This is a genomic window from Parasphingorhabdus sp., assembly GCF_048267785.1.
Taxonomy (GTDB): domain Bacteria; phylum Pseudomonadota; class Alphaproteobacteria; order Sphingomonadales; family Sphingomonadaceae; genus Parasphingorhabdus.
Genome location: NZ_JBLWWU010000019.1, coordinates 1 through 24,553 on the forward strand (window position 1 = coordinate 1; position 24,553 = coordinate 24,553).

Sequence of the window (24,553 nt, forward strand, 5' to 3'; positions counted from 1 at the left end):
TGCGTGGCAATCTTGTCGAGCCGCGCCAGATGGGCGAGCAGCAGCCGGCTATCATAGCGCCGCCGCGTCGCTACCACCTCGCCATGATAGAAAATCTCTTCCTCGACGCCCTCGATCGCCCGCTCCTGCAACTTGTCCTGCGCCTCCTCCCGCGCCAGCACCAGCGCCGCCAGCCACGCCCGCGCAAAATCCGGATCGCGCCGTTTCAGATCATAGGCCGACTGCCGCGTCCGCTGGACAAAATAGGCCGACGCCTGGACATTGCCGGTCTGCGCCAGCGCCTCGAGAAATTTGACCCGCAGATCAAGATGCCAGCCGTCGTGGCGGGTTGTGGGGGAGGGAGGGGCGCTGTTGTCCTTTTGGTCCGTTCGTCCTGAGCCTGTCGAAGGACGCCTATCGTCCGAACACTGTCCTTCGACGAGCTCAGGACGAACGGTTCTATTAAGCCCCTCCTTTTCAAAAGTTTCGGGTCGATCAGTCCCCCGGACTGATCTGAAACGGCCGGGGGCCGTTTCACCCGGAACTGGGTTGGGGTGGTTTCTATCCTCTTTACGGGACCCGTCCGTTTCCAGACCACCACTCCCATTCGCTAACGCGAGCGATGCATCCGCATCGCCACCACCCCTTATGTCCCCTCCTCTGAAGAGGAGGGGCTTGTCCTGGTCCGCACTTTCATCCGCAATCACAATCCCGCCCGTTCGTGTCGAGCCCTTCGTCTGCCTGCTTTGGCAGGCGCTCAGGGCAGGCCCAGGTCGAGACACGTCTCCGCCATCACCAGTCTCTCGACTGCGCTCGAAACGAACGGATTTATCCGGCGCATCCTCGTCACCATCACCCACACCCCGCACCGCGTTCAGCCGCCGCGCAAATTCATCCTGAAAAGTCATACATCCTACTCCTTCCAAAGAAACCATCCCGACCGCAGCAGAGCGGTGCTGCGGGGTAGATATGGTTTGTTAAATGGAGCGAATATAACCTATTTGGTGGATTGTAGGAAAGGTCTTACAGTTTCCAGACCAGTGGAGCATATTGAGCGAGCACTAACTGCCGCGTCTCGATATCGTCCTTTATCCAGTCTTGTTGTGTCTTAAACTGTTCGTTCAATTTATAATTTGACGTACATAGAACCGGTTTTTTCGCTGAAAATGGTTTGTTTCCAATAGCGTTATTTTTTGCCTCTTTGAGCAACGTCATGTTTCCGAGCCTCACTGAGTGAGATGAAACTTCATCGGGTTTGAATTTTGGCCAATCATTCGGCTTGGCTCGTCGTGGAAGAATGTGTTCCAAGTTGATTTCAGCTGGATTATCATTGGGGACATTTTCTGGTTGTTTTTCGCCCTGAAGATGACGTTCGATCGCTAACAACAGATAGCGGGCAAAGCCATTGTTTGTAGTTGTATAAAAACTGAATGAACTTTCAAATGCTGAATCTCGCGGTACTAACGAACTTATACTTACCGCGAGGTCGGCGGTTGTCTTAATTTCTCCCGAGCGAACTTTACAAGCAGACTCACAAAAAGCTTTTTCAGCAGCACCCTTACCCATTACGCCAGCTATCAATCCCCTTACTGACCAAGAAACGAGTGCAGGAATTGCTTTCTGAATTTCAGTTTTCGGGAAGTGCTGAAAAACGGCGATCAATAGCGGTCGATTTTGTTCGAGCTTTAGTTTGAGCAACCTCTTCAAGTTGCCCTTATCAGTATCACTGTAATCTTTCCAAAATTCGGCCTTTTCGTTCAAAGCAGCACCATAATATCGGGCGCCGTTTCGCATGTCTTCTGAGAACTTCACCGCTTGACCGCTGTCTGTTATATTGGCTTTCATTTTCTTATAGAGTTCACGCTCTCTGGTCATGCCATGAACAGAGCTCCAGAAATGTCTCAAAAAAGTCCTGAATTCATTTTCGTCCTGATATTCTTCAAGGATTGCACGAGCCTCGATCCAATTCTTCTGAACCGAGTCGATTTGGTTGTCTGACTTAGAAAAAAGATAGTTTTTTAAAAGGGAACTATATACTTAACTAGCCAAACGCCCTTCTATTTAAGAACGGCGTTTTCTGGCGGCTCAACACTAGCCCACCGTTCGGCGATTGATTGACAGGCCGCTTCCATATTCTTGAATCTACTCAAAGCATCGCCCGGCGCTTCAATCATTTCTCCAGTGCAAGCATCCAAAGTGATGCACAATTTTTGTTCGGCAGCAGTTTCATCCTCATTATCAATCATCTTACGGCAACCGAAAAGTAATGAGGACTGCCAAAGCCCTGTCTCGTTATCTAGGGGCTTATTTTTCGCATACCGGATTGTAAGCAATCCAGTTCTAAGGCGATTAGTTTTTGTGGTGCGCTGGAGAGCCAGTTTTATGTCAGGGTTGAGGTCAACACCATTGAGATCGATCTTAAAATCCTCATCAAAGGGGACTATCTCTGCCGCTGGCAATTTGTTGCTATCAAATGCATTGGAATATGCTTCAAGAAAGTCGGCGTTATTATCGTAAACGTCCCGGTAATAAGGTGTGTCAGCCATCATGTCCCTAAGACGCTCAGCCTCAACCATCAATAAGTTGGCGTCAGCAGAACCATTTTTTAGGAAATTGGTGATAAAAGCTTTTGCAAGCTGATGATGAATGACCTGAGCAATTTTTCTGTATTTGCAATCTCTTATGATTGTTCGCCGCCTACGTTCAGAAGCAACCATGTAGTCAGCTAAATAGCGACCGCTCAATTTAGGGGATTCCACTAAGCGATGAGTTGGGTTATGGGGCATCGAATCTGGTCCTTTGGAGAGTTAACATGGCAGACATTTTTATGAGTGCTGATCTTGCAGAAGGAAAGCGACTTTCAATAGCGCCGATCACATCGCGCAAGTTAGAGCGATGTGCTGATGTTCCATCAGACACGAGCGGGTATTTTCTGACAGAAGAAAGTTTGTCAGACCCACTTGGCATTATAACCATATTGGCTAGAATAGAAGATTCCGATGCGGCCTTTCGGTTAGGGCGAATGTTTTCCATGACGTAGGTCAAGACTTATTTTCAATGAGTTTAGTGCTTTCCAGTGCCTTGATCTCTTCATAAACCAACTGCATAGGCTTCACGGAATCAGGGTCGCGCTTCTTGAAATATTTCATTGCTTCTCCGCTGGTTATCCATTCATCAAGCTTATGGTTAAAGTCAGTCATTAAGTCGTTAGGGTAAAGCCGAGCTTGAACTGTAGGCCGCTTGCCGTCATCAAAGTCATGCGGATAAGATGGAAATGAATCAGGATCGTAACCTTTATCTCTTAACCAACCTGAAAATATTCTACCCAGCGAGATGTCTGGCATCAATTTTGCCGGAATTACATAACCCTTTGATTCTAAAGCTCCTAAAAGCTTAAAAGTCATTTGATCAAGCATTGAAAAATGGGTGGCGGGTATTTTGCTGCGATTTATCAAATAGCGCCGAATATGATACGGAAATTGGTAGGCTTCCTTCGCGCTCCCGCTCATCCATTCAAATGTCCATTTTGACACTAAGACGGCAAACTTGGGGGATGCCCACTGTCCTAGATTAATGGCGACTTGAGGGTGGACCCAAGTGCCTTGCATTTGTGGATGGCCACCTTTAATAATTTGTACCAAATCCGATATCGGAATACCGATATCGGCTGATAATTCTTTCAAAAATGCTTTTGTGGCCTTGGTCTCCAGATAATGCCCAAGAAGCTTTCCGCTCGCCTTACAAACCGCTGTGGCGTTTATGTAACCATCGTTTGCCCTTTGGTCTATTGAAACGGCTTCCACTTTGTGCTCAATCAACGGCAAAAGGCTCCATTGAGGGTCGCTATTATCAACTGGCGGTGCATGTGGCGGGACCGCCATAAGCGCCTTACTTACATCATCCATCGACGCATCTATCGGTTCGATTATATCGTCTTTTTTAGCCACTGATCAGTTCCTTGTATGTGAGACGTTTGCCATCCATGCATCCGATTGTCATGTCAATAAAGCCCATTGTCCCAGCTTCACGAGTGTTATGGCGGAATGAAAATTCGTTCACATAGCGGTGTAAATGCTTGGGAGACATATAGTGATAAACGCCGTAATATCCGCGCTTTAATAGCGACCAGAAGCTTTCAATGCCGTTTGTGTGGATGCAGTAGTGGCGAACATATTCACCGGCAGAATGATTGACTGTGTGGTGGGTATAACCTTTCCCTGAAAGGCCACGATAGGCAGGGAAATCGTCCGTAACCACGGTTGCACCCTCTGGAACATTCGCTCCAACAAAACCCGTTAGGGTAGCGGCTGTGGTATTAGCGATTGGAGTGGCGCGGACTTGACCAGATTCATCACGAACGCCAATTACAGCAGTCTTGCCAACGCCGCCACGTCCAGCGTGAAGCTTTTTGTGTCCATGCTTGTTCTTTTCCTTACCGCCTATGAATGTTTCGTCGACTTGCGTTGGGCCGCTCATATCGCGGTCATTGCCAGACATAAATGTTTCACGAATGCGTTGTGCTAAAAACCAAGCTGTTTTCTGGGTAACGCCAAGTTCACGAGCCATTTGAGTTGACGGGATGCCCTTGCGGGCGCTGGTAAGCATGAATATGGCTAGGAGCCATTTTTGCAAAGGAAGGCGGCTTTCAGCTAATACCGTGCCTGTGCGGACGCTGAAATGCGAACGGCAATCTTTGCAACGGTAAGGCATGGGCTTATGGTTTTTGCATTCAGTGACGCTTGTGCTGCCACAGTGACCGCAAACTGTCTCGCCAGCCCAACGCTGATTTTCAAAGTAGTTCCGCGCCGCTTCCTCATTTGGGAATTTGGCAAAAAATTCAAACGTGCTAAGCGTTTCGGGTTGGGCTTTGTTTGTCATGAAACCTAACTAGCCATTTTTATCCGGCTAGTCAAGCTTATTTTGGCTAGTTAAGTATATAGTTCCCTTTTAAAAGATCAGCAATAGTCAAATTTGCGCCGCGATCGTTTAAGGTTTCAAATATAAAAAAGGCGTCAGCGTCTGTGGCGGCATATACTGCGACAACCTTTGACTGAGATTTGAGGAAAAAGGCGATTTTAGCAAATTCCTCTTTCCAGCTATCCGGATTTTTGGCTTTTAGGTTCTGCAATTGATCCAAGAAATAGTCGTAAGCCTTTTTTATCAGGACGTGTGATTCTCGATCTGGACTGACTTCAACTTTATCGATCAAAAGCCGTTGATAAAACGGATTGTCGATTTCATTGAGACGAATACGCTGATTCTTTTTTCCTTTCGATGTATCCAGTGCGTACACGTGTTCATGTTGAATAGTGTAGGCATCGTCGGCCTCATTTTCCGCTTTAAATATGTCTCGGATTGCAGCATTTAATATTGTCGTTGTCGCAATCCTCTGCTGGCCGTCAATAATGGAACAAGTGTTATCAGCGCTATTTCTTGTAAGCACGATATTGCCAAGGAAATATTCATCACCCGATTCTATCGCTGATACCATGTCGTTCCAATAATCTTTGGTTTCATCGCTATCCCAAGCAAATGAACGCTGATATTTTGGGACCGTAAAATAACTCGTAGAAATCAGGTCTGATAGACTGGTCGGTTCGAATGTAAACTTTTCCACTTGGCTCTCCTCCCGCTTAAGCGAATTCACTGAGTTCCTAGGTTTGGGAACGGTAACATAGACTATAGCGTTTCTGCTCCCAATATTTGGAGTTGTTTTTACCGGTATGAGAGTATCCTATTTACTCCGCAATTTGAAATCGCGGGATTCTAGCGAACTTATCCTCGCTCACCCCAACCCGGTAACCGCCAGCCCGAACATTACAAATGCATAGCCCAGCACTCCGTACACCCCCGCCCGGAACCACGGATAGGGGATGCGCGCTCTCGCCGGATAGCCGGTCGGGTGGACGACGGTGAGGCGCTCGCCGATCACCGGGGTCGGGAAGGGCGTGGTCAGGGGGTCGCGGACCTCGATAAAGCCGCCGCGCTCGTCGGGCACCAGCAGCACCGCGCTATACAGCGTCGTGCCGCCGCGCCGCTTCATCTGGTGGCGGACCATCTGGGCCGGGACATGGCGGGTGCCGTTGCGGATGAACAGCAGATCGCTGCGCACCATCAGCACCAGTCCCGCTCCCGCCAGCGCGAGGCCTATCAAGAGGAAGATCGTTTCGATGCGCTGCCGCTATCACGCTTTGGCGAGGGTGTTAAGTGGGCTTGCTTCCGATAGCGCCCCGCAAAAGAAGAGGGCCGGCCAGCCATTGCTGGTCCGGCCCGATGCGACCGATCTTGAAGGCGTTGATCAGAATTTGAAGGCGGCTTCGACGAACAATTGCCGGCCGCGGTTCTGGGTGACCACGCGGTCATCGCCGCCCGCCGGCAGGAACGGCCGGTCGCCGACGGTGTTGGCCCATATCTCGTTGGTCAGATTGACGCCGATCAGCGAGAATTTCCACTTGCCGTCCGGCGCGCCGATCGAGACCGCGCCGTCGAGCGTGACATAGTCGTCCTGGATATAGTCGGTGAAATTATTGTTCCCGGCATAATAGGAGCTGCTGTAGGCCGCGTTGCCGTTCAGCCCGAATTCGAGCGTATCGCTCACCGGTACCGTCCAGTCGAAGGCGAGATTGCCCGACCATTTTGGTGCCCGCGCCGCTCTCCGGCCGTCGAGGTCGACGTCATCGGCGTTGCCCGGAATGCCGTCGGGATCCTGCGATATGAACGTGTCGGTGAACTTGGCGTCGGTATAGCCCAATGCGCCGGAGAAGCTCAGCCCCTCGACCGGAGTGCGCCAGGACCAGTCGACATCAAAGCCCTTGGTCGTCAGCTCGCCCGCGTTGATGGTCAGGAAGCGGACCGCGGCGCCGTCGAAATTCTGCACCTGCAGATCGTCGAAGACGAAGTAGAAGGCCGCGGTGTTGATCCGGAACGCGCCGTTGCCGAACATCGCCTTTGCCCCGATTTCGCCACCCTTGGCGGTTTCGGAGTCATAGATCAGCGAACTGAGCGCCGCCGCGCGGGCCGCTTCCGGATCGGGATAGAGGCCCGGATATTGTTCGGCAAAGCCGGGCACGACCAGCTGGATCGACGCGGTCGGCAGGCTGCTGTTGTCGACGCCGCCCGACTTGAAGCCGGTCTTGTAGGAGGCGTAGAAGTTGAGATCAGGGGTGGGCCTGATATTTCAGCGTCAGTTCCGGCGAGATATTGCTGTCGGAGAATTTCACCGGACCGGTCTGGAAGCCTTCGGGAACCACCAGGCCGATGCCGCCGACAATGCCGTTCAGGAAGGTCAGGGCATTGTGCACGAACGGGAAGGAGGTCCGGTGGGTTTTCTGCTCGTCGGTCCAGCGGACGCCGCCGGAGAGTTCGAGCTGGTCTGTAAGGTCGAGGCTCATGCTGCCGAAGAAGGACAGCGCCTCGCTCTTGGTCGTGCGATCAGCCACCCAGTCATAGGTAATGCCGCGGGAATCGGGGAACAGGAACGAACCGAGAAAGGCGTTTTGCGATGTCTGCAACGGCTGGCTGCGGCTTTCCCAGAAACCTCCGACCATGAAGTTGAACATGCCGTCAAAGTCGCTGGTCAGGCGAATTTCCTGGGTATGCTGGGTGAGTGCATCGGTGAACGGCGCGGGCAGGCCGCCGGGATCGCCATTGGGCAATATGCCGACATAGCTGAAATGATCGGCATGTTCGTTGTCGAGATCGAGAAAGCCGCTGACAGTCGACAGGGTCAGCGTGTCGCTGAGTTCCAGATCCATCGCCAGACGGACGAAGACCGTGTTTGTCTCGTTATAGGACTGGCCAGTATAGCGATCCGCGCCAGTCGTGCCGGGGGCGATAACCTGCAGCGCGGGATGGCCATCGGGATGGGGATAGAGCCCGTCCTGGATGTCGCAGGTCGAGTTGGACGGGATCGAGACGCCGGGCACCGAGAGGAATACATCGTCGGCTATACCATTGGCGCCGCAATCAATATCGGAATGGCCGAGCAGGCTGTCGCCGAAATTGTGATTATAGTTGAGCTTCAGATTGGCGGAGAAATTGTCGGTCGGATCCCATTGTAATGTCACCCGGCCGACAAAATTCTTCAGCGCCTTGCCGCTGTCGGCAAACACCGAAGGTGTGCCCGCTTCCAGTTCGACATATTTGTCGATATTCTGATATTGCGCCGCAACGCGGATGCCCAGCGTATCGCTGATCGGGCCGGAAATATAGCCGCCGACGGTATAGCCTTCCTCTTCGAATTCATAAGAGGCCTTGCCCCCGACTTCCCAGTCGGCGGTCGGATTGGCGGAACGGACGGAGAAGACCCCGGCGGAGGTGCTTTTCCCGAAGAACAGGGACTGCGGGCCCTTGAGCACATCGATCTGCTCGACGTCGAAAAAGGATGCCTGGACCAGCCGCATCGTGCTCATCGAGACGCCGTCGAAATCAAAGGCGACCGCAGAGTCGAAGGCGGCGGAAATATTGGTCGTGCCGACGCCGCGCAGGCTGATCTGGCCACCAGCGCCCGAACCACCAACCTGGACGTTGAGGGCGGGAATGCGGCTGACAACGTCAGCGACTTCGTTGACCTGAAATTTATCCAGCGTGTCTCCGCCAATCGAGGTGACGGTCACCGGCGTTTCCTGCAGCGATTCATTCTGCTTGCGTGCGGTGACGATGATGATGTTGCTGGTGTCGTTGTTGTCATCTTCCAGCGCATCCTGCGCGAAGACAGGGGCGCTGAAACCGCAGGCGCCGATGGTGACGGTCGAGCTCAGGAGCGCCGCCAGCAGTTTTTTCCGTGTAAAAATTAGATGGTTTTCTGGTGTTACCTTTGTCATATCAGTTCTCTCCCCTACGCAGATAAAACGCAATTTGTTTCAGCTCCCATATTCCTTATTTTTACTTGGAATTATGGTGCTTGCTCTGCCGTTTGATAATGAATGACGTTACGGGATCCGCTACTAACTAAAGAATTAGGCAAACGTGCAAAAAAGCATGTTTGATGCGATTGCGCGCTAACAATAATGACAGGACTGGGGCAAATTCACCGGCGGAAGTCGATTGGCCCGATTCGTCCGCAGCCAGCCCGTCAACTATTCTTTGACAGATCAGTTTGAAACTCCGTTCCCATTTTTCGAGTCCCAGAATGATGGACAGGATGTCTGCCGGGAAACGCAGAAAACCGCACGGATTGGCATTGTCGTGCAGATCGTTGGACCATGCCGTTAATCGTCCAATTAAATTGCTAATTGCAACTCGCTTCGGTGAATGGCATAACCCGATTAAAAGCTGGGAGAGACGGCATGTCCAACAAGAATGGTGCGACACAAATCGCGGAACAAGACAGTGCAGCAGTGGAATCGGTCGACGTTATGATCGTGGGCGCTGGCATTTCTGGAATAGGAATGGCCGTGCATTTGCGCGACAAATGTCAGGGCAAGAGCTTTGCGATTGTCGAGCGCCGCGACGAGATTGGCGGGACCTGGAACCTGTTTCAATATCCCGGCATCCGCAGCGACAGTGATATGCACACTTTGGGCTTCACGTTTGAGCCGTGGACCGAGCAGAAGGCGATTGCCGACGGTCCTTCTATCATGAAATATCTCCACCGGATCAAGGCCAAGCATGACCTGGAAAAGCATATCCGTTTCGGTCACAAGGTGCTGTCGGCCAGCTGGTCGAGCGAGGATGCGCGCTGGACGGTAACGGCGGAGAAATCCGATGGCAGCCAGACAACCATGTACGCCAATTTCGTCTATATGGGAGCCGGCTATTATGATTATGACAATCCCTATGACGCGCAGATCGAGGGGCTGGACAGGTTCAAGGGAGAAGTGGTTCATCCGCAATTCTGGCCGAAGGATCTCGACTATAGCGGCAAGAAAGTCGTGATCATTGGCAGCGGCGCGACCGCGGTGACGATTGTTCCGGTTCTGGCGGAGAAAGCAAGCCATGTGACGATGCTGCAACGCACGCCGACCTGGTATGCCTCTGCGCCGTCGAAAGACCGGATCGCCAACATCCTGCGCAAAATCCTGCCGGAAGAATGGGCTTATAAGATCACCCGCTGGAAAAATGTGAAGATGCAGGATATCACGTTCCGAACCGCGCGCGACAATCCGCAGAAGGTCATCGACAAGCTTGAAAAGCCGATGAAGAAAGAGCTTGGCGACAAATATGTGAAGGAAGATTATACGCCGCCTTACGGTCCCTGGGAGCAGCGCCTCTGCCTCGTTCCCGACGGCGACATGTTCAAGGCAATTGCCGCAGGCAAAGCCGATCTGAAGACCGGTCATATCGAGACGGTGACCGAGAGCGGGATCAGGCTGAAATCCGGGGAGACGCTGGACGCGGATATCATCGTCACCGCGACGGGGCTGAAGCTGGCAGTCGCTGGCAAGGTCGACTTCACCGTTGACGGCAAGAAGGTCCACTGGCCCGATCATTATTATTACAAGGGCTGCATGTTTTCCGACATCCCCAATCTGGCGATTGTCTTCGGCTATCTCAACGCATCATGGACACTTAAGGCGGATATCGTGTCGGACTATACCTGCCGCGTGCTCAACCATATGGATGCGACCTCGACGCGGATCGCCAATCCGGCACTGGGGAAGGAACTGGAGCAGGAGGAACTGTTCGATTTCTCGTCCGGTTATCTCCGACGCTCGATCAATGAATTGCCGCGCAACAGCACCGCCATGCCGTGGAAGCTCAATCAGGATTATCTGTATGACAAAAATGTCCTGCTGAATGACCCGGTCGATGACGGGGTCCTGCAATTCTATGGTCCGAACTCGCAACAGAGCGTTGCCAATAGCGATCCTTCTCTTGAGGCTGCGGAGTAAACAAAACTGCGAAATTTACAATCGTATACATTAATTTGCGCGCGTTAACCATTTGTTGTCCATAATATGCTACGTCCTCTGCCAAGGGGCATGGTTATGAGGTATATGCATTCACAATTTCGCGCGGTGAAGCCAGCGCTGATTGAACATCGTGAGGTGGAACGGTGCCTCGTTCAAATTCAGCGAACCTCGATCCGGCAAAATGGCAAAGCGGCCAAGCTCGGCGAACTGGTGGATGTTTCGGCCTATGGATGTCGCCTGTCTTGCGATTCGAAATTTACAGCCGGTACCACTCTCCGCTTGTCTTTCGATGACAGCAGCCCGGTTCTGGCTACCATCATCTGGTGCAAGGATGGCCATATCGGTTGCCGTTTTGATGAAAAACTGGATCAGGACCTGTTCCGCTCGCTGACCCTGATCAACGACTAGGTCGAGCACAAAGCTTCTGCTTGCCAATTAACATTAATGTCAGTAAGATGGCAGGATGAAAAACGAAATCTTAGACGTCCTGATTGTCGGTGCCGGTCTGTCCGGTATTGGCGCAGCGGTTCACCTGACCAAAAGATGCCCCGGCAAAAGCTTTGCCATTGTCGAGGGAAGGGAGCGGCTCGGCGGGACCTGGGACCTGTTCCGCTATCCCGGCATCCGTTCGGACAGCGACATGTATACTCTGGGTTATAATTTTAAACCCTGGACCGCGCGCAGAGCCATTGCCGATGCGCCGTCGATCCTCAACTATCTCAACGAAACCGTCGAAGAATATGGCTTGCAGGACAAGATCCACTTCAACCGCAAGGTGGTGGATGCCAGCTGGTCGAGCGAAAACGCCCTGTGGACGGTCAGCCTGCAACATGGCGATGGCTCGCTCAGCACCGTTCAGTGCAATTTCCTCCACATGTGCTCGGGCTATTACAGCTATGAGGAAGGCCATAATCCGGACTTTCCCGGCAAGGCCGATTTTGCCGGACCGATTGTCCACCCGCAATTCTGGCCCGAAAATCTCGACTATAGCGGCAAGAAAGTCGTCGTGATTGGCAGCGGCGCGACTGCGGTCACTCTGGTTCCCTCAATGGCGGCAACGGCGGAACATGTCACGATGCTGCAGCGTTCACCGACCTATATCGTATCGCGGCCGGGTGAAGATAAATGGGCCTTGCGGTTTCGCAAGTTCCTGCCGGCCAAGCTTGCCTATCTGCTGACCCGCTGGAAAAATGTGCTGATGGGCATTTTCATGTTCAACCTGGCACGCAAGAAACCGGAAGGTTTCAAGCAACGACTGCTGGAGATGGTGAAGGATGAAATGGGCGCTGACGTCGACATGACCCATTATACGCCCAGCTATAATCCGTGGGACCAGCGCCTGTGTCTGGTGCCCGACAGCGATCTGTTCGATTCGATCAAATCGGGCAGGGCATCGATCGTCACCGATCAGATCGAAACCTTTACCAAAGGCGGCATCAAGCTGAAATCCGGCGAGACGCTGGACGCGGATATCATCGTGACCGCGACCGGACTGAAAATGCTCACCGGCGGCAATGCCACCATTTCGGTGGATGGACAGCCGGTCAATTTTGGCGAGAAGATCAATTACAAGGGCGTCATGTTCTCGGGCATTCCCAATTTCGGGATGACCATGGGGTACACCAATGCCAGCTGGACGCTGAAAGCCGACCTGACGAGCGAATATGTCTGTCGACTAATCAATTATATGGACAAGAACGGAACGCCGATTGCGACACCGACCTTGCCCGCTGGTGAGGTAATGGGAACAGAGCCTATGCTCGATTTCAGCTCGGGCTATGTCCAGCGGGCGATCAGCTATCTGCCGAAGCAGGGCGACCGCAAACCGTGGCGCCTGAACCAGAATTTTCCCAAGGATATTATCAACCTGCGGCACAAGGCGGTGGACGATGGTGTGATGGTCTTTTCCAAGCCCGGCGCTGCGGCGGCGAGTCTGCCCGAGCAGCAGCATGACGTGGAGGCCATCGCGGCTGAATAGAGTCTCGCGCTTCGCCAAATCTGTGGCTATAGCGATCAAATGACTGATTTTAAGGCATTGATCGAAGCCGACACCGGCCAACCCGCGCGCACTATCCAGATACTGGATGTGAACAGTTTCGAAGAATGGCTGAAGGGGCAACCGGAGACCATCCGTGAGATTGTAAAAGCTTATCGGTTCACCGCCAATCCCGACTCCTATCTGCTCTTGCCCCCGGTGGGCGGCAAAAGCGATGACAAGTCGGTCGCGGGCGATTTTTCCGTCGTTGCCGGGGTCTCTGATCGGAACAAGCTCGACGCCTGGTCGCTGGCCAAGCTGGGCGGCAGTCTGCCCGAGGGCAATTATCGTCTGCAGGACATCAGCGCCAAGGGAACATTGTTCGGCTGGCTGATCTCGCAACATGAATTTGACCGCTACAAGGAATTGCCCGACCGGCAGGGGCCGAGCGTGTTGCTGGTCAATGACGCTATCGGTCAGCGCGATGAAGCGGTGCGTCAGGCCGAAGCGACAGCGATGGTCCGGGACATGGTCAACACGCCGGCGGCCGACATGGGGCCGGACAAGCTGGAAGATATTGTAGACAAGCTGGCGGCCCAGCACGGCGGAGAGCTGAAAGTGACGCGCGGCGATACGCTGGAGGAGCATTTTCCGATGATCCACGGCGTCGGCAAGGCAGCCATGCGCGCCCATGCGCCGCGGCTGCTCGAACTGAAATGGGGCAAGGCCGATCATCCGAAAATCGCGATTGTCGGCAAGGGTGTGACCTTTGACAGCGGCGGGCTTTCGATGAAGTCGCCGGCCGGCATGATGCTGATGAAAAAGGATATGGGCGGCGCTGCCCATGCGATTGCGCTGGCGCGGATGGTGATGGAAGCCAAGCTGCCGGTGCGCCTGCATCTGCTGGTGCCAGCGGTGGAAAATTCGATCGACGGCAATGCCCTGCGTCCCGGCGATATACTTCGCAGCCGCAAGGGGCTGACCGTCGAGATTACCAATACCGATGCCGAAGGACGGCTGGTACTGGGCGATGCGCTGACATTGGCCGGCGAGGAAGAACCGGAAATGATCATCGATTTCGCGACTTTGACCGGCGCGGCCCGGGTTGCCCTGGGTCCCGACTTGCCGGCGATGTTCTGCGATGACCGGAACATGGCGGAAGGAGTGCTGCAGGCGGGCGAGGGCGAATGCGACCCGCTGTGGCAAATGCCCTTATGGTCCGGCTATGATGCGATGCTCAACAGCGAGATTGCCGATTGCGTTAACAGCGCCGCCGGGGGTTTTGCCGGATGCATCACCGCCGCCCTGTTCCTGAAGAAATTTGCGCCGGAATCCGTGCCCTGGGCGCATTTCGATACATTTGCCTGGCGTCCGGCACCTAAGCCGGGGCGGCCAAAAGGTGGCGAAGCATTGGGCCTGCGGGCAAGCTGGTGCTATTTGCAGGGGCGATACGGGTCGTAGGCTTCTGCGACACCGCTTGATTAACCACCCCCAGGTCGTCTAAAGGCGGCCGATTGTCATCGCTTTGTCATATGGCGCACAAGCCACAAAGCCTTGGACATATTATATCGCAATTGGGATTTCTTTACGCATGGACATGGAAACTGCAGAGACTGGCGCGCACAGGAAATTCGTGCTCAATGGTCCTGAAGGGGATTTTGATCCCCGCATTACCGCGCATCGCGGGGACCTCGCGGATGTCGCGCTGGCCGGCAAGATGTTTGCCCCGCATTATGCGGCACCAATGCCGATGCGCTGCTCCGCGCCAAAGGCGATGCTCCGCAAGCAGCCCGGCAAGGATCATGAGGCGATTTCCGAATTGCTCCACGGCGAGGATTTCCACGTGCTGGATATCGCCGGGGACTGGGCCTGGGGCTATTGCGGCTATGACCATTATGTCGGCTATGTGCCGGTCCACGCGCTGCAGCATCAGAAGAAGACCCCCGAGCCGACCCATTTGATTTTCGCCCGCGCGGCGCTGATCTTCATCGAGCCAGATTTCAAGTCGGGTGTGATGAAGCGGCTGCCGATGGGCGCACGGATCGCCTGTGGCGAAGCCAGCGAATGCGGCAATTTCCTCAAGACCGGCAAGGGCTATGTCCATGTCCGCCATGTCCAGCCGATTGGCACCAAGGTCGTGTTTGACGGCAGCAACGGCACCGCCGCGCTGGCCGAGCAGCTGATCGGCGCGCCCTATCTCTGGGGTGGGCGCAGCGGTGACGGTCTCGACTGTTCGGGTCTGATCCAGATGATCCTGATGCTGACCGGCGTTGCGGCTCCGCGCGACACCGACCAGCAGATGGCGGCGCTGGGCGACGATATCGCCGAGGGCGAGGATTTGCGACGCGGCGATCTGGTGTTCTTTCCGGATCATGTCGGCCTCATGATCGACAACGACCGGATCATCCATTCCACATCCCACGCGATGCAGGTGATTATCGAGCCTCTGGCCGATATAGTTGCCCGCTTTGCCAAAACCGCCGAGCAGCCGATACTGGCTCGCAAACGGCTTTCCTGAGACTGACAATGACGCAGACAATATTTATCGACGGTGCCGTGGGCACCACCGGACTGGAAATTGCCGAACGGCTCTCCGGACGGAGCGAATTCGAGCTGGTCCAGCTGCCCGACGACAAGCGCAAGGACGTCCACGCGCGGCGCGAAGCAATCAACGACAGCGATTTTGTCATCCTGTGCCTGCCTGATGCGGCGGCGATAGAGGCGGTTTCGCTGATCGAGAATGAAACGACGCGGGTGATCGATGCGTCGACCGCGCACCGGACTGCCGATGGCTGGGCTTACGGCTTTGCCGAATTCCGCGATGGCCAGCGCGAAGCCATTGCGGGTGCGCGCTTTGTCTCCAATCCCGGCTGCTATCCGACCGGTTTTCTGGCTTTGGTCGCGCCGCTGATCGCAAAGGGACGGCTGCCAGCAGACTGGCCCTATGTGATGAACGCGGTGTCCGGCTATTCGGGCGGCGGCAAGGCGCTGATCGAGCGCTTTGCGCAGGAACCCGATCTGGGTTTTCGCAGCTATGGCCTGAACCTTGACCACAAGCATATGCCGGAGATGAAGGTTCATGGCGGCCTGACCCATGATGTGATCTTTGCCCCGTCGGTGATCCGTGCCTTTCGGGGCATGCTGGTCGACGTGCCACTTCATCTCGGCGCGATGGGATCGGTGCGGGCAGAACAGCTATTGGAAGATCTGGCCGCCTTTTACGCCGGTTCGAAAATCGTTTCGGTGCAGGGCAGGGGTGACTTGTCGGAACTGCTGATCAGCGAGAATGATGCGCCGACCGACAAGCTGGAGCTGTTTGTCTGTGGCAATGAAGAGGGCTCTCACGCCCGCCTGATCGCCCGGCTCGACAATCTCGGCAAGGGTGCCTCGGGCGCTGCGGTACAGAATCTCAATATCATGGCCGGCCTCGACGAAACCGCAGGTCTGCGTCTCTAGGCCAGACTATTGGGCGGCGAGCGCCGTCTTGTCGGGACGCAGGCTGGTGCCGGCCCGTCCGCTGCGGAAGGCACCCCACCAGCTCAGCGGGTTCCAGGTCGTGCTGCCGTCGAGCGAGAAGGTGATAAATTCAGCGCGTCCACCGATATTCTCCCAGGGGATCGGGCCGTCAAGACCACCATCGCGCATCGATACCCGGCTGTCGGCGCTGAGATCGCGATTATCGCCCATCACGAAAACCTCCCCTTCCGGGACGATGATCGGCGAAAAATCGTCGGTCCGTTTCGGGCCGAGATCGATGATGTTATAGGAAACGCCGTTGGGAAGCGTTTCGCGGAGGATCGGCAGATTACACACCGGCGTACCGCTGCTGTTGACGCCTTGCAGCCCGGGAAATTCCTGCCCGCAGGGTGAATTGGCATCAATCGGCACTTGCAGGTCAGGCTGGAACTCCTGTTGGACCGGTTCGCCGTTGAGGAATATCTGGCCGCCTCTGAGCTCTACCGTGTCTCCGGGCAGGCCGATAACCCGCTTGATCCAATCTGCGCTGGCATCTTTGGGCGTCAGGATGACAATGTCACCCCGCTCCGGCAGGCTACCGAACAGGCGGCCTTCCAGGCGCGGCAATATATGAAAGGTCGGTGACACCCAGGACCAGCCATAGGCATATTTGCTGACGATCAGCCGGTCTCCGACCAACAGTCCGGGCATCATCGATACCGAGGGGATATAGAAAGGCTTGGCCACCAGACTGTGAAAGGCGAGCACCGCCAGCAACAGCACGCCTATGCTCTTGATCTCGCCAAACCAGTCGACCTTTTCTTTTTCCGGTTTTTTGGTGGACCCGCTGTCAGCGGCATTTTCTACAGCCATATGTTTTTCTTTGGTTTCCTGGTCCATGGGAAGCGCCTTTCCTAAAGCGGATGGGCTTCAATGATCACGAATGCCTGCGCCCATGGATGATCGTCCGTGAGCGTGAGATGAACGATCGCTTCATATCCCGCCGGTGTCAGCACGTCGAGCCGTTTTTTCGCCCCGCCGGTGAGGGCGAGCGTGGGTGCACCGCTCTTGGCATTGATCACGCCGATGTCTCTCATGAAGACGCCAGCGCGAAAGCCGGTGCCGACGGCTTTGGAATAAGCCTCCTTGGCGGCGAAGCGCTTGGCATAGGTTCCGGCAATAGTATGCGGCCGTCGTGCCGCTTTGGCGCGTTCAAGCTCGGTGAAGACACGGTTTTCAAAGCGCTCGCCAAAACGGTCGAGCGAATTCTGGATGCGCTCGATATTGCAAAGGTCGGATCCGAGACCGATGATCATATCTTTTCCTCCCTGTCGCTGACGGGGAGGGGCCCCACCCGAAGGGTGGTGGAGGGGCACGCCTCCGTGGTCTTCGGCGCCACCTCCACGCCGCTACGCTGCAGGGAGGAAAAGTTCGCTGACAGTCTCACCGTGCTTCATCCATCAGCGCGCGCATCTGTCTTATGCTGCCGTCGAGACCGCTGAAAATTGCTTCGCCAATCAGGAAATGCCCGATGTTGAGCTCCGCGAGCTGCGGGATCGCGGCAATCGGAATGACATTGTCGAAGGTCAGGCCGTGGCCGGCATGGGGTTCGATACCATTTTTGGCGGCGAGGGCGGCGGCATCGGTGATCCGGCGCAGTTCGGCTTCCCGTTCGGTTCCGCCGACCTCGGCATAGCGGCCGGTGTGAAATTCGACCACCGGTGCACCGAGACGGATCGCTGCCTCGATCTGGCGCGGTTCGGGTTCGATGAACAGGCTGACGCGGATATTCGCTTCTCTCAATTGTGCGACAAAATCGGCCAGCCTGTTGTCCATGCCTGCCGCGTCCAGCCCGCCTTCGGTGGTCCGCTCCTCGCGGTTCTCCGGGACGATGCAGGCGGCGTGCGGTTTGTGGCGCAGCGCGATTTGCAGCATCTCGTCGGTCGCGGCCATTTCCAGATTGAGCGGGATGGTCAGCTTGTCCATCAGCACGACCAGATCGTCATCGCGGATATGGCGCCGGTCTTCGCGCAGATGGGCGGTTATGCCGTCGGCTCCCGCTTCGGCTGCAACCAGAGCGGCGCGCACCGGTTCGGGATGGTCGCCACCGCGTGCGTTGCGGATGGTGGCAACATGATCGATATTAACGCCAAGTCTCAGATAGTCCGATGCGGTCACGCTTGCGATGGCTCCGCGCGGCTGCCCGGCTTGGTCGCGGGAATGGCGGCCAGTTCGGGGGGCAGTTCATCGGCGGCGTAGGACGGCACATCAAGCGTCACCAGCGGGAAAAAGGGCACATCAAATTGGGCAGCGCCATTGGAACGGTCGATCAACGCGCCCGCGGCTATCACATCGCCGCCGGCATCACGGATCGCCTGGATGGCTTCACGCGAAGACAGGCCAGTGGTGACGACATCTTCCATCATTAAAACTTTCTGGCCCGGTTCGAGGCGGAATCCCCGGCGCAATTCGAACGTGCCTTCCGGCCGCTCCAGAAACAGCGCGTCGAGGCCGAGTGCCCGTCCCATTTCATGGCCGATGATCACGCCGCCCATCGCCGGGGAGACGACAATATCTATAGAACGCCGGATATTCTGGGGGATATTCTCGGCGAGTGCGTTCGCCATTCGGGATGCGCGTGCCGGATTCATCAGCAATCGGGCACATTGTAAATAGCGGCTGCTGTGACGGCCGGACGAGAGGATGAAATGGCCTTGCAGCAAGGCGTCGCAGTTTCGGAATTCCGCTAAAATTTCTTCTTCTGTCAATGTTTTATCCCTGCTTGTTTCTCGCCATTCTGTCCAAATGGGCATATTGGCACCGCATTGCCAGAAAAATTAAAGTCAAAAAACTGAAAAAATATCTATTCGGTAGCTTGAGGCTTGCGACATCCATGCCTATAAGCCGCCCCAATCGGACTATTCCAGGCCGGGCTCGCTGATTCCAAAACGTCGGGCCATCGCCGGAAAACTACCGAAACTTGGGGTAAGATAGGGTTGAGCGATTTATGACTCATTTTTTGAAAGCTTGGATTCTGGCCATTGGTCTGATTCTCACGCCGACGGCATTGTCGGCGCAGGAAGCGTTGCCAGCAGCGCCAGTTGTGGATTCGGCAGCGGCCAGTGAAGCGGAATCAGCTGATGTACCGGCGGCGACCGAGGCGCCTGCATCTGGCCTTGATCCTGCACTTTACACCCCGATGAAGCCTACGCCGGGCATTGGTATGCCAGTCGATGGTCATATTGATTTTCAGGAGCAGTTCAGCCCGACCGGCGAAACCGCGCACTGGATCAACAATGCAATCCTGATTCCGATGATGGTTGGTGTCTGTGTGCTGGTTCTCTTCCTGCTGTTGTGGGTCGTTATACGTTTTCGTCGTGGCGCCAATCCGAATCCATCAAAAACAACGCACAATACTTTTATCGAAATTATCTGGACGGTGATTCCGGTGTTGATCCTTGTGGTCATCGCGGTGCCGTCCATCAGCCTTCTGGCTCGCCAGTTCGAGCCCGCACCGGAAGATGCGTTGACCGTGAAGGTGACCGGGTATCAGTGGTATTGGGGGTATAGCTATCCCGATAATGGTGATTTCGAAATCATTTCCAACATGATGTCCGAGGAAGATGCGGCAGCACGCGGCGAACCGTATCAGCTGGCTGCGGACAACCGGATGGTTATTCCGGTGGGCAAGCCGGTCAAACTGCTGATCACTGCGGCCGACGTTATTCACAGTTTTGCCATTCCTTCGGCATGGTTCAAGCTTGATGCCGTGCCGGGGCGGATCAATGAAAAGGTTCTGCAGATCGATCGCGAAGGCGTATATTATGGCCAGTGCTCGGAGCTTTGCGGCGCGCGGCACGGGTTCATGCCGATCACGGTCGAGGTTCTCTCGGAAGAGAAATTCAACAACTGGGTCCGTGCCAACGGTGGTACGGTGAAGGGCGATGTTGAAGAGCCTGCTGCTGAGGTTGTGGAAACTGCAGCGACTGAAACGACAACCGAAATTGCGGATGCTGATGCAGTCGCAGCGACGAACTGAGGGTTAGAGTAATGACAACAATCACAGCAGATGGCCATATCGACGATCACGCACATGATGCGGATCACAAGCCAGCCTTTTTTCAGCGCTGGTTTATGTCGACCAATCACAAGGATATCGGCACGCTCTACCTGATTTTCGCGATTGTCGCGGGTATCATCGGTGGCGGAATATCCGGTCTGATGCGGCTGGAGCTGGCTGAGCCGGGTATTCAGTATCTGCAGGCCTGGGCAAGCATGTCCAATGGCAGCGAAGCCTCGATGGATCAGGCCTATCACCTCTGGAACGTGCTGATTACCGCGCACGGCCTGATCATGGTCTTTTTCATGGTCATGCCGGCGATGATTGGCGGTTTTGGCAACTGGTTCGTGCCGTTGATGATTGGCGCGCCGGACATGGCTTTTCCGCGGATGAACAATGTCAGCTTCTGGCTGCTCGTCCCTGCTCTGCTTCTGCTTCTGGGGTCGTCTTTTGTTCCCGGCGGTACGGGTAATGGTGCTGGCACCGGCTGGACCGTCTATGCGCCACTATCGACCAGCGGGTCTATCGGGCCTGCCGTGGATATGGCGATTCTGTCGCTCCATCTGGCGGGTGCATCGTCGATTCTCGGGGCGATCAATTTTATTACCACCATCTTCAATATGCGCGCGCCGGGTATGACCCTGCACAAAATGCCGCTGTTTGTCTGGTCGGTTCTGGTTACGGCATTCCTGCTGCTTCTGTCCCTGCCAGTGCTCGCTGCAGCGATTACCATGCTGTTGACGGATCGTAACTTTGGCACGGCTTTCTATGATGCCGCTGGTGGTGGTGATCCGGTGCTGTACCAGCATCTGTTCTGGTTCTTCGGACATCCCGAAGTCTACATCATGATCTTGCCCGGTTTCGGCATGATCAGCCACATCATCTCGACCTTCAGCCGCAAGCCTATCTTCGGCTATCTCGGCATGGCTTATGCCATGGTTGCAATTGGTGTGGTCGGCTTCGTGGTCTGGGCGCACCATATGTTTACCACCGGCATGTCGGTTAACGTGAAAATGTATTTCACCGCAGCGACCATGGTGATCGCGGTGCCGACGGGTATCAAGATCTTCTCATGGGTCGCGACCATGTGGGGAGGCTCGATGACCTTCAAGACGCCGATGATGTGGGCTCTGGGCTTCATCTTCATGTTCACCATCGGTGGCGTGACCGGTGTTGTCCTGGCCAATGGCGGCATCGACGACAATCTGCACGACACTTATTATGTGGTTGCCCACTTCCATTATGTGTTGTCGCTGGGTGCGGTCTTCTCGATCTTCGCCGGCTTCTATTACTGGTTCCCGAAAATGTCGGGCCGGATGTACAGCGAATTGCTGGGGCAGCTCCATTTCTGGATCTTCTTCATCGGCGTGAATATCCTGTTCTTCCCGCAGCATTTCCTCGGACAGCAGGGCATGCCACGTCGCTATGCCGACTATCCGGAGCAATATGCCTACTGGAACCATATCAGTTCGCTCGGTTATGCCGTGATGCTGGTTGGGGTATTGATCTTCTTCGTGAACATCGCCTACGCTTTCGTCGCGGGCCGTCGGGTTGAGGGTAATTACTGGGGCGAAGGTGCAACGACGCTGGAATGGACCCTGTCCAGTCCTCCGCCATTCCACCAATTTGAAACCCTTCCGCAGATCAAGTAATCTGAGGACGAGCCGAAAACTTGGAAAGAGAAATGACCACCGCGTCACACACGATACAAGACCTGGCCAGCGCAAAGGATCTCTTTGCGCTGACCAAGCCGCGCGTGATGTCGCTGGTCATATTTACCGCCTTGTGCGGATTGCTGGCGGCACCCGGGCCGATCCATCCGGTTATCGCCTTTACCGCGATTCTGGCGATCAGCCTTGGGGCAGGGGCTTCGGCCGCGCTCAACCAATGGTATGAGTCGGATATCGACGCGATCATGAAACGGACCAGTCAACGGCCGCTGCCCGCGGGCCGTATGGACCGGGACACCGCGCTGCATTTCGGCGTCGGGTTGTCGTTCTTCTCGGTTCTGCTGATGGGCTTGGCGGTCAACTGGTTCAGCGCGATATTTCTGGCCTTTTCGATCTTCTTCTATGCCGTGGTCTACACCATCTGGCTGAAACGCAGCACCCCCCAGAATATCGTGATCGGCGGTGCCGCCGGCGCTTTCCCGCCGGCAATCGGCTGGGCCGCAGTGACCGGTGATGTCACGCTGATGCCGGTGTTGCTCTTCGCCATCATTTTCTTCTGGACTCCGCCGCACTTCTGGGCGCTCGCCCTGTTCATGAACAGCGACTATAGCAAAGCCGGTGTGCCGATGATGCCGGTGGTCGCTGGTCGCCAGTCGACCCGTAATCAGATATTCGGTTACAGCCTGATATTGGCAGCGGTCGCCGTCGCGCCCTTCGCCCTTGGTCTGGCCGGTGCCGTCTATGGCGGCGTGGCGATTGTATTGAGCGCGATATTCTGTGTGCTGGGCTGGCGTGTGTGCCGCAGCAAAACCACGCGGCCTGACGACATGGTCGCGGAAAAGCGGCTGTTCAAATTTTCGATTCTGTACCTCTTCGCGCTCTTCGCAGCGGTTGTTGCCGATCGGATAATGGTCGCATGAGCGAAATTGATAACGATAAAGCGCCGATGAGCCCGGAAGAGCAGAAGGTCTATCAGGCACGGCAAAAGCAACGGGCCATTATCATGGCCTGCCTGCTGCTGTTCATGGTGGTATTATTCTATCTGATCACGATTGTGAAAATCGGGTCCGGTTCATGATGGCTACTGTGCAACCTTCTCTTTCCGGCAAAAACCGGCGCAGCGCGTTGATGGCGGGACTGTTGGGACTTGGCATGCTCGGCCTCGGCTTTGCTGCGGTCCCTTTATACGAGGTTTTCTGTCGCGTTACCGGCTATGCCGGGACCACACAGCGGGTGGGCGAAGCCAAGGCTGCAACGGTTCAAGCGACCAGCCGGGTGATGTCGATCCGCTTCGATTCCAACGTCAACACGGCGCTGCCCTGGTCGTTCAAGCCGGAGCAGGCGGTCGACCATGTCACCGTCGGTGCCCGCGACATGGCGGTTTTTATCGCCACCAACAATGGCGACCAGCCGGTCGTCGGCACGGCGACATTCAATGTGACGCCGTTGTTGGCCGGTCAATATTTCAACAAGATCCAGTGCTTCTGCTTTAGCGAGCAATTGCTGAAGCCGGGCCAGACGATGCGGATGCCGGTGCTTTATTATGTTGATCCGGCGATACTGGATGATCCGGAAACAAAAGATATCAAGGAAATTACGCTTAGTTATACCTTTTATCGCTCCACGAACGAGCAGGCGCTGGACGCCGGTAAAGGCGAAAGCTAAGAGAAATTTAAGTCAAGGTTAGGGAAATACTATGGCCGGTGCCAAAAATCATGATTATCACATATTGCCGCCAGACATCTGGCCGCTGGTTGGGTCTTTTTCCGCGTTTGTCATGGCAATCGGCGGCATTCGCTGGATGCACGATCTGGCGCATGGCGGGCTTATCTTTGCCATCGGCACTGCCGCTCTCGCACTGACATTTTTCACCTGGTGGTCCAATGTGATCAAGGAAGCCCATGCAGGCGACCACACACCGGTGGTTCAGTTGCACCTGCGCTACGGCATGATCCTGTTCATCGCTTCGGAAGTCATGTTCTTCGTGGGCTGGTTCTGGGCATGGTTTGATTTCTCGCTTTTCCCTCAGCCGCTTGAAGTTGTTGATGGCGTGGTCACCAATTACATCGGACAGGATGGCGCTGCGGCCCTTTTGCAATGGCCACCCAAGGGCATTGAAGTGCTCAACGCCTTTGAATTGCCGTTGCTCAACACGATGATCCTGCTCTGCTCCGGTACGACGGTTACTTGGGCGCACCATTCGCTGATCCATGGTGACCGCAAGGGGTTGATCACCGGCCTCTGGCTGACGATCATTCTGGGCGTCTTGTTCTCGGCCATTCAGGCTTATGAATATAGCGTTGCGCCATTCCCCTTCGCCGGCCTCAATTATAGCTCGGCTTTCTATATGGCTACCGGGTTCCACGGCTTCCACGTTCTGGTCGGCACGATCTTCCTGATTGTCTGTCTGGTGCGGGCCTACAAGGGGCACTTCACCCCGAAACAGCATTTCGGCTTTGAAGCAGCAGCCTGGTATTGGCATTTCGTCGATGTCGTCTGGTTGTTCCTGTTCATCGTCGTCTACGTCTGGGGCGGATGGGGTGCACCGGTTCACTAGGAC

Annotated in this window: 24 protein-coding genes and 1 pseudogene; 12 read left to right on the plus strand and 13 right to left on the minus strand. The window is 55.2% G+C overall.

The window, feature by feature from the left end; genetic code table 11:
* The 9 genes and pseudogenes from ACN0VD_RS13995 to ACN0VD_RS14035 form a co-directional block, all read right to left on the minus strand.
* Positions 1 to 887: pseudogene (locus tag ACN0VD_RS13995) on the minus strand (hypothetical protein); the annotation flags it as partial.
* A 115-nt stretch (positions 888 to 1,002) separates the two neighbouring features.
* Positions 1,003 to 1,854: an HNH endonuclease family protein gene (locus tag ACN0VD_RS14000; RefSeq protein ID WP_417595303.1), complete on the minus strand. Its 852-nt coding sequence runs from the start codon at positions 1,852 to 1,854 to the stop codon at positions 1,003 to 1,005.
* Between the two features lie 182 nt (positions 1,855 to 2,036).
* Positions 2,037 to 2,765, minus strand: a complete 729-nt coding sequence (locus ACN0VD_RS14005) for a hypothetical protein (RefSeq protein WP_417595305.1) — start codon at positions 2,763 to 2,765, stop codon at positions 2,037 to 2,039.
* Between the two features lie 255 nt (positions 2,766 to 3,020).
* On the minus strand, positions 3,021 to 3,926 hold the full coding sequence (locus ACN0VD_RS14010; RefSeq protein WP_417595307.1) for a KilA-N domain-containing protein: 906 nt from the start codon (positions 3,924 to 3,926) through the stop codon (positions 3,021 to 3,023).
* Positions 3,919 to 4,857 carry an IS1595 family transposase gene (locus ACN0VD_RS14015; protein ID WP_417595309.1) on the minus strand — a complete coding sequence of 313 codons (939 nt, stop codon included), beginning with the start codon at positions 4,855 to 4,857 and terminating at the stop codon, positions 3,919 to 3,921. Before ACN0VD_RS14015 ends, ACN0VD_RS14010 begins: the two co-directional genes overlap by 8 nt.
* Positions 4,858 to 4,903: 46 nt before the next feature.
* Complete coding sequence (locus ACN0VD_RS14020; protein ID WP_417595311.1) at positions 4,904 to 5,596, minus strand: DUF262 domain-containing protein; 693 nt, start codon at positions 5,594 to 5,596, stop codon at positions 4,904 to 4,906.
* A gap of 168 nt (positions 5,597 to 5,764) precedes the next feature.
* A complete protein-coding gene (locus ACN0VD_RS14025) occupies positions 5,765 to 6,133 on the minus strand; it encodes a hypothetical protein (protein WP_417595313.1) in 369 nt (122 codons plus the stop codon).
* Between the two features lie 144 nt (positions 6,134 to 6,277).
* On the minus strand, positions 6,278 to 7,153 hold the full coding sequence (locus ACN0VD_RS14030) for a TonB-dependent receptor domain-containing protein (RefSeq protein WP_417595440.1): 876 nt from the start codon (positions 7,151 to 7,153) through the stop codon (positions 6,278 to 6,280).
* A complete protein-coding gene (locus ACN0VD_RS14035) occupies positions 7,137 to 8,801 on the minus strand; it encodes a TonB-dependent receptor (RefSeq protein ID WP_417595315.1) in 1,665 nt (554 codons plus the stop codon). Before ACN0VD_RS14035 ends, ACN0VD_RS14030 begins: the two co-directional genes overlap by 17 nt.
* Positions 8,802 to 9,266: 465 nt before the next feature.
* On the opposite strand from ACN0VD_RS14035, the gene ACN0VD_RS14040 reads away from it, so the two are divergent.
* The 6 genes from ACN0VD_RS14040 (at position 9,267) to argC (ending at position 16,263) form a co-directional block, all read left to right on the plus strand.
* On the plus strand, positions 9,267 to 10,811 hold the full coding sequence (locus ACN0VD_RS14040) for a flavin-containing monooxygenase (RefSeq protein ID WP_417595317.1): 1,545 nt from the start codon (positions 9,267 to 9,269) through the stop codon (positions 10,809 to 10,811).
* Positions 10,812 to 10,916: 105 nt separating this feature from the next.
* On the plus strand, positions 10,917 to 11,240 hold the full coding sequence (locus ACN0VD_RS14045; RefSeq protein ID WP_417595319.1) for a PilZ domain-containing protein: 324 nt from the start codon (positions 10,917 to 10,919) through the stop codon (positions 11,238 to 11,240).
* A 55-nt stretch (positions 11,241 to 11,295) separates the two neighbouring features.
* Entirely contained in the window at positions 11,296 to 12,810 is a 1,515-nt protein-coding gene (locus ACN0VD_RS14050) for a flavin-containing monooxygenase (RefSeq protein WP_417595321.1), read from the plus strand.
* 39 nt (positions 12,811 to 12,849) lie between these two features.
* On the plus strand, positions 12,850 to 14,268 hold the full coding sequence (locus ACN0VD_RS14055; protein WP_417595323.1) for a leucyl aminopeptidase family protein: 1,419 nt from the start codon (positions 12,850 to 12,852) through the stop codon (positions 14,266 to 14,268).
* A 130-nt stretch (positions 14,269 to 14,398) separates the two neighbouring features.
* Positions 14,399 to 15,325 carry an NlpC/P60 family protein gene (locus tag ACN0VD_RS14060; RefSeq protein WP_417595325.1) on the plus strand — a complete coding sequence of 309 codons (927 nt, stop codon included), beginning with the start codon at positions 14,399 to 14,401 and terminating at the stop codon, positions 15,323 to 15,325.
* An 8-nt stretch (positions 15,326 to 15,333) separates the two neighbouring features.
* Positions 15,334 to 16,263 (plus strand): N-acetyl-gamma-glutamyl-phosphate reductase, encoded by a 930-nt coding sequence (gene argC / locus ACN0VD_RS14065; RefSeq protein WP_417595327.1) that lies wholly within the window; start codon positions 15,334 to 15,336, stop codon positions 16,261 to 16,263.
* 6 nt (positions 16,264 to 16,269) lie between these two features.
* Here argC and lepB read toward each other — a convergent pair whose 3' ends face one another.
* The 4 genes from lepB to pyrE form a co-directional block, all read right to left on the minus strand.
* Positions 16,270 to 17,163, minus strand: a complete 894-nt coding sequence (gene lepB / locus ACN0VD_RS14070; protein WP_417595329.1) for a signal peptidase I — start codon at positions 17,161 to 17,163, stop codon at positions 16,270 to 16,272.
* 14 nt (positions 17,164 to 17,177) lie between these two features.
* Complete coding sequence (gene acpS, locus ACN0VD_RS14075) at positions 17,178 to 17,579, minus strand: holo-ACP synthase (RefSeq protein ID WP_417595331.1); 402 nt, start codon at positions 17,577 to 17,579, stop codon at positions 17,178 to 17,180.
* 127 nt (positions 17,580 to 17,706) lie between these two features.
* Positions 17,707 to 18,441, minus strand: coding sequence for a pyridoxine 5'-phosphate synthase (locus ACN0VD_RS14080; protein ID WP_417595333.1), 735 nt, complete (start codon positions 18,439 to 18,441; stop codon positions 17,707 to 17,709).
* Positions 18,438 to 19,031, minus strand: coding sequence for an orotate phosphoribosyltransferase (gene pyrE / locus ACN0VD_RS14085; RefSeq protein WP_417595335.1), 594 nt, complete (start codon positions 19,029 to 19,031; stop codon positions 18,438 to 18,440). The genes ACN0VD_RS14080 and pyrE overlap by 4 nt, the downstream gene beginning before the upstream one ends.
* A gap of 239 nt (positions 19,032 to 19,270) precedes the next feature.
* On the opposite strand from pyrE, the gene coxB reads away from it, so the two are divergent.
* The 6 genes from coxB to ACN0VD_RS14115 are packed head-to-tail and all read left to right on the plus strand — an operon-like array spanning position 19,271 to position 24,550.
* On the plus strand, positions 19,271 to 20,302 hold the full coding sequence (gene coxB / locus ACN0VD_RS14090) for a cytochrome c oxidase subunit II (protein WP_417595337.1): 1,032 nt from the start codon (positions 19,271 to 19,273) through the stop codon (positions 20,300 to 20,302).
* Between the two features lie 11 nt (positions 20,303 to 20,313).
* The gene (gene ctaD, locus ACN0VD_RS14095; RefSeq protein WP_417595339.1) at positions 20,314 to 21,975 is read left to right on the plus strand and encodes a cytochrome c oxidase subunit I; all 1,662 of its coding nucleotides are present in this window, start codon (positions 20,314 to 20,316) and stop codon (positions 21,973 to 21,975) included.
* A 32-nt stretch (positions 21,976 to 22,007) separates the two neighbouring features.
* On the plus strand, positions 22,008 to 22,913 hold the full coding sequence (locus ACN0VD_RS14100) for a heme o synthase (RefSeq protein WP_417595341.1): 906 nt from the start codon (positions 22,008 to 22,010) through the stop codon (positions 22,911 to 22,913).
* On the plus strand, positions 22,910 to 23,071 hold the full coding sequence (locus ACN0VD_RS14105; RefSeq protein ID WP_417595343.1) for a hypothetical protein: 162 nt from the start codon (positions 22,910 to 22,912) through the stop codon (positions 23,069 to 23,071). The genes ACN0VD_RS14100 and ACN0VD_RS14105 overlap by 4 nt, the downstream gene beginning before the upstream one ends.
* Complete coding sequence (locus ACN0VD_RS14110; protein ID WP_417595442.1) at positions 23,071 to 23,658, plus strand: cytochrome c oxidase assembly protein; 588 nt, start codon at positions 23,071 to 23,073, stop codon at positions 23,656 to 23,658. Before ACN0VD_RS14105 ends, ACN0VD_RS14110 begins: the two co-directional genes overlap by 1 nt.
* 31 nt (positions 23,659 to 23,689) lie before the next feature.
* Positions 23,690 to 24,550, plus strand: coding sequence for a cytochrome c oxidase subunit 3 (locus ACN0VD_RS14115; RefSeq protein ID WP_417595345.1), 861 nt, complete (start codon positions 23,690 to 23,692; stop codon positions 24,548 to 24,550).
* Positions 24,551 to 24,553 lie beyond the last annotated feature (3 nt).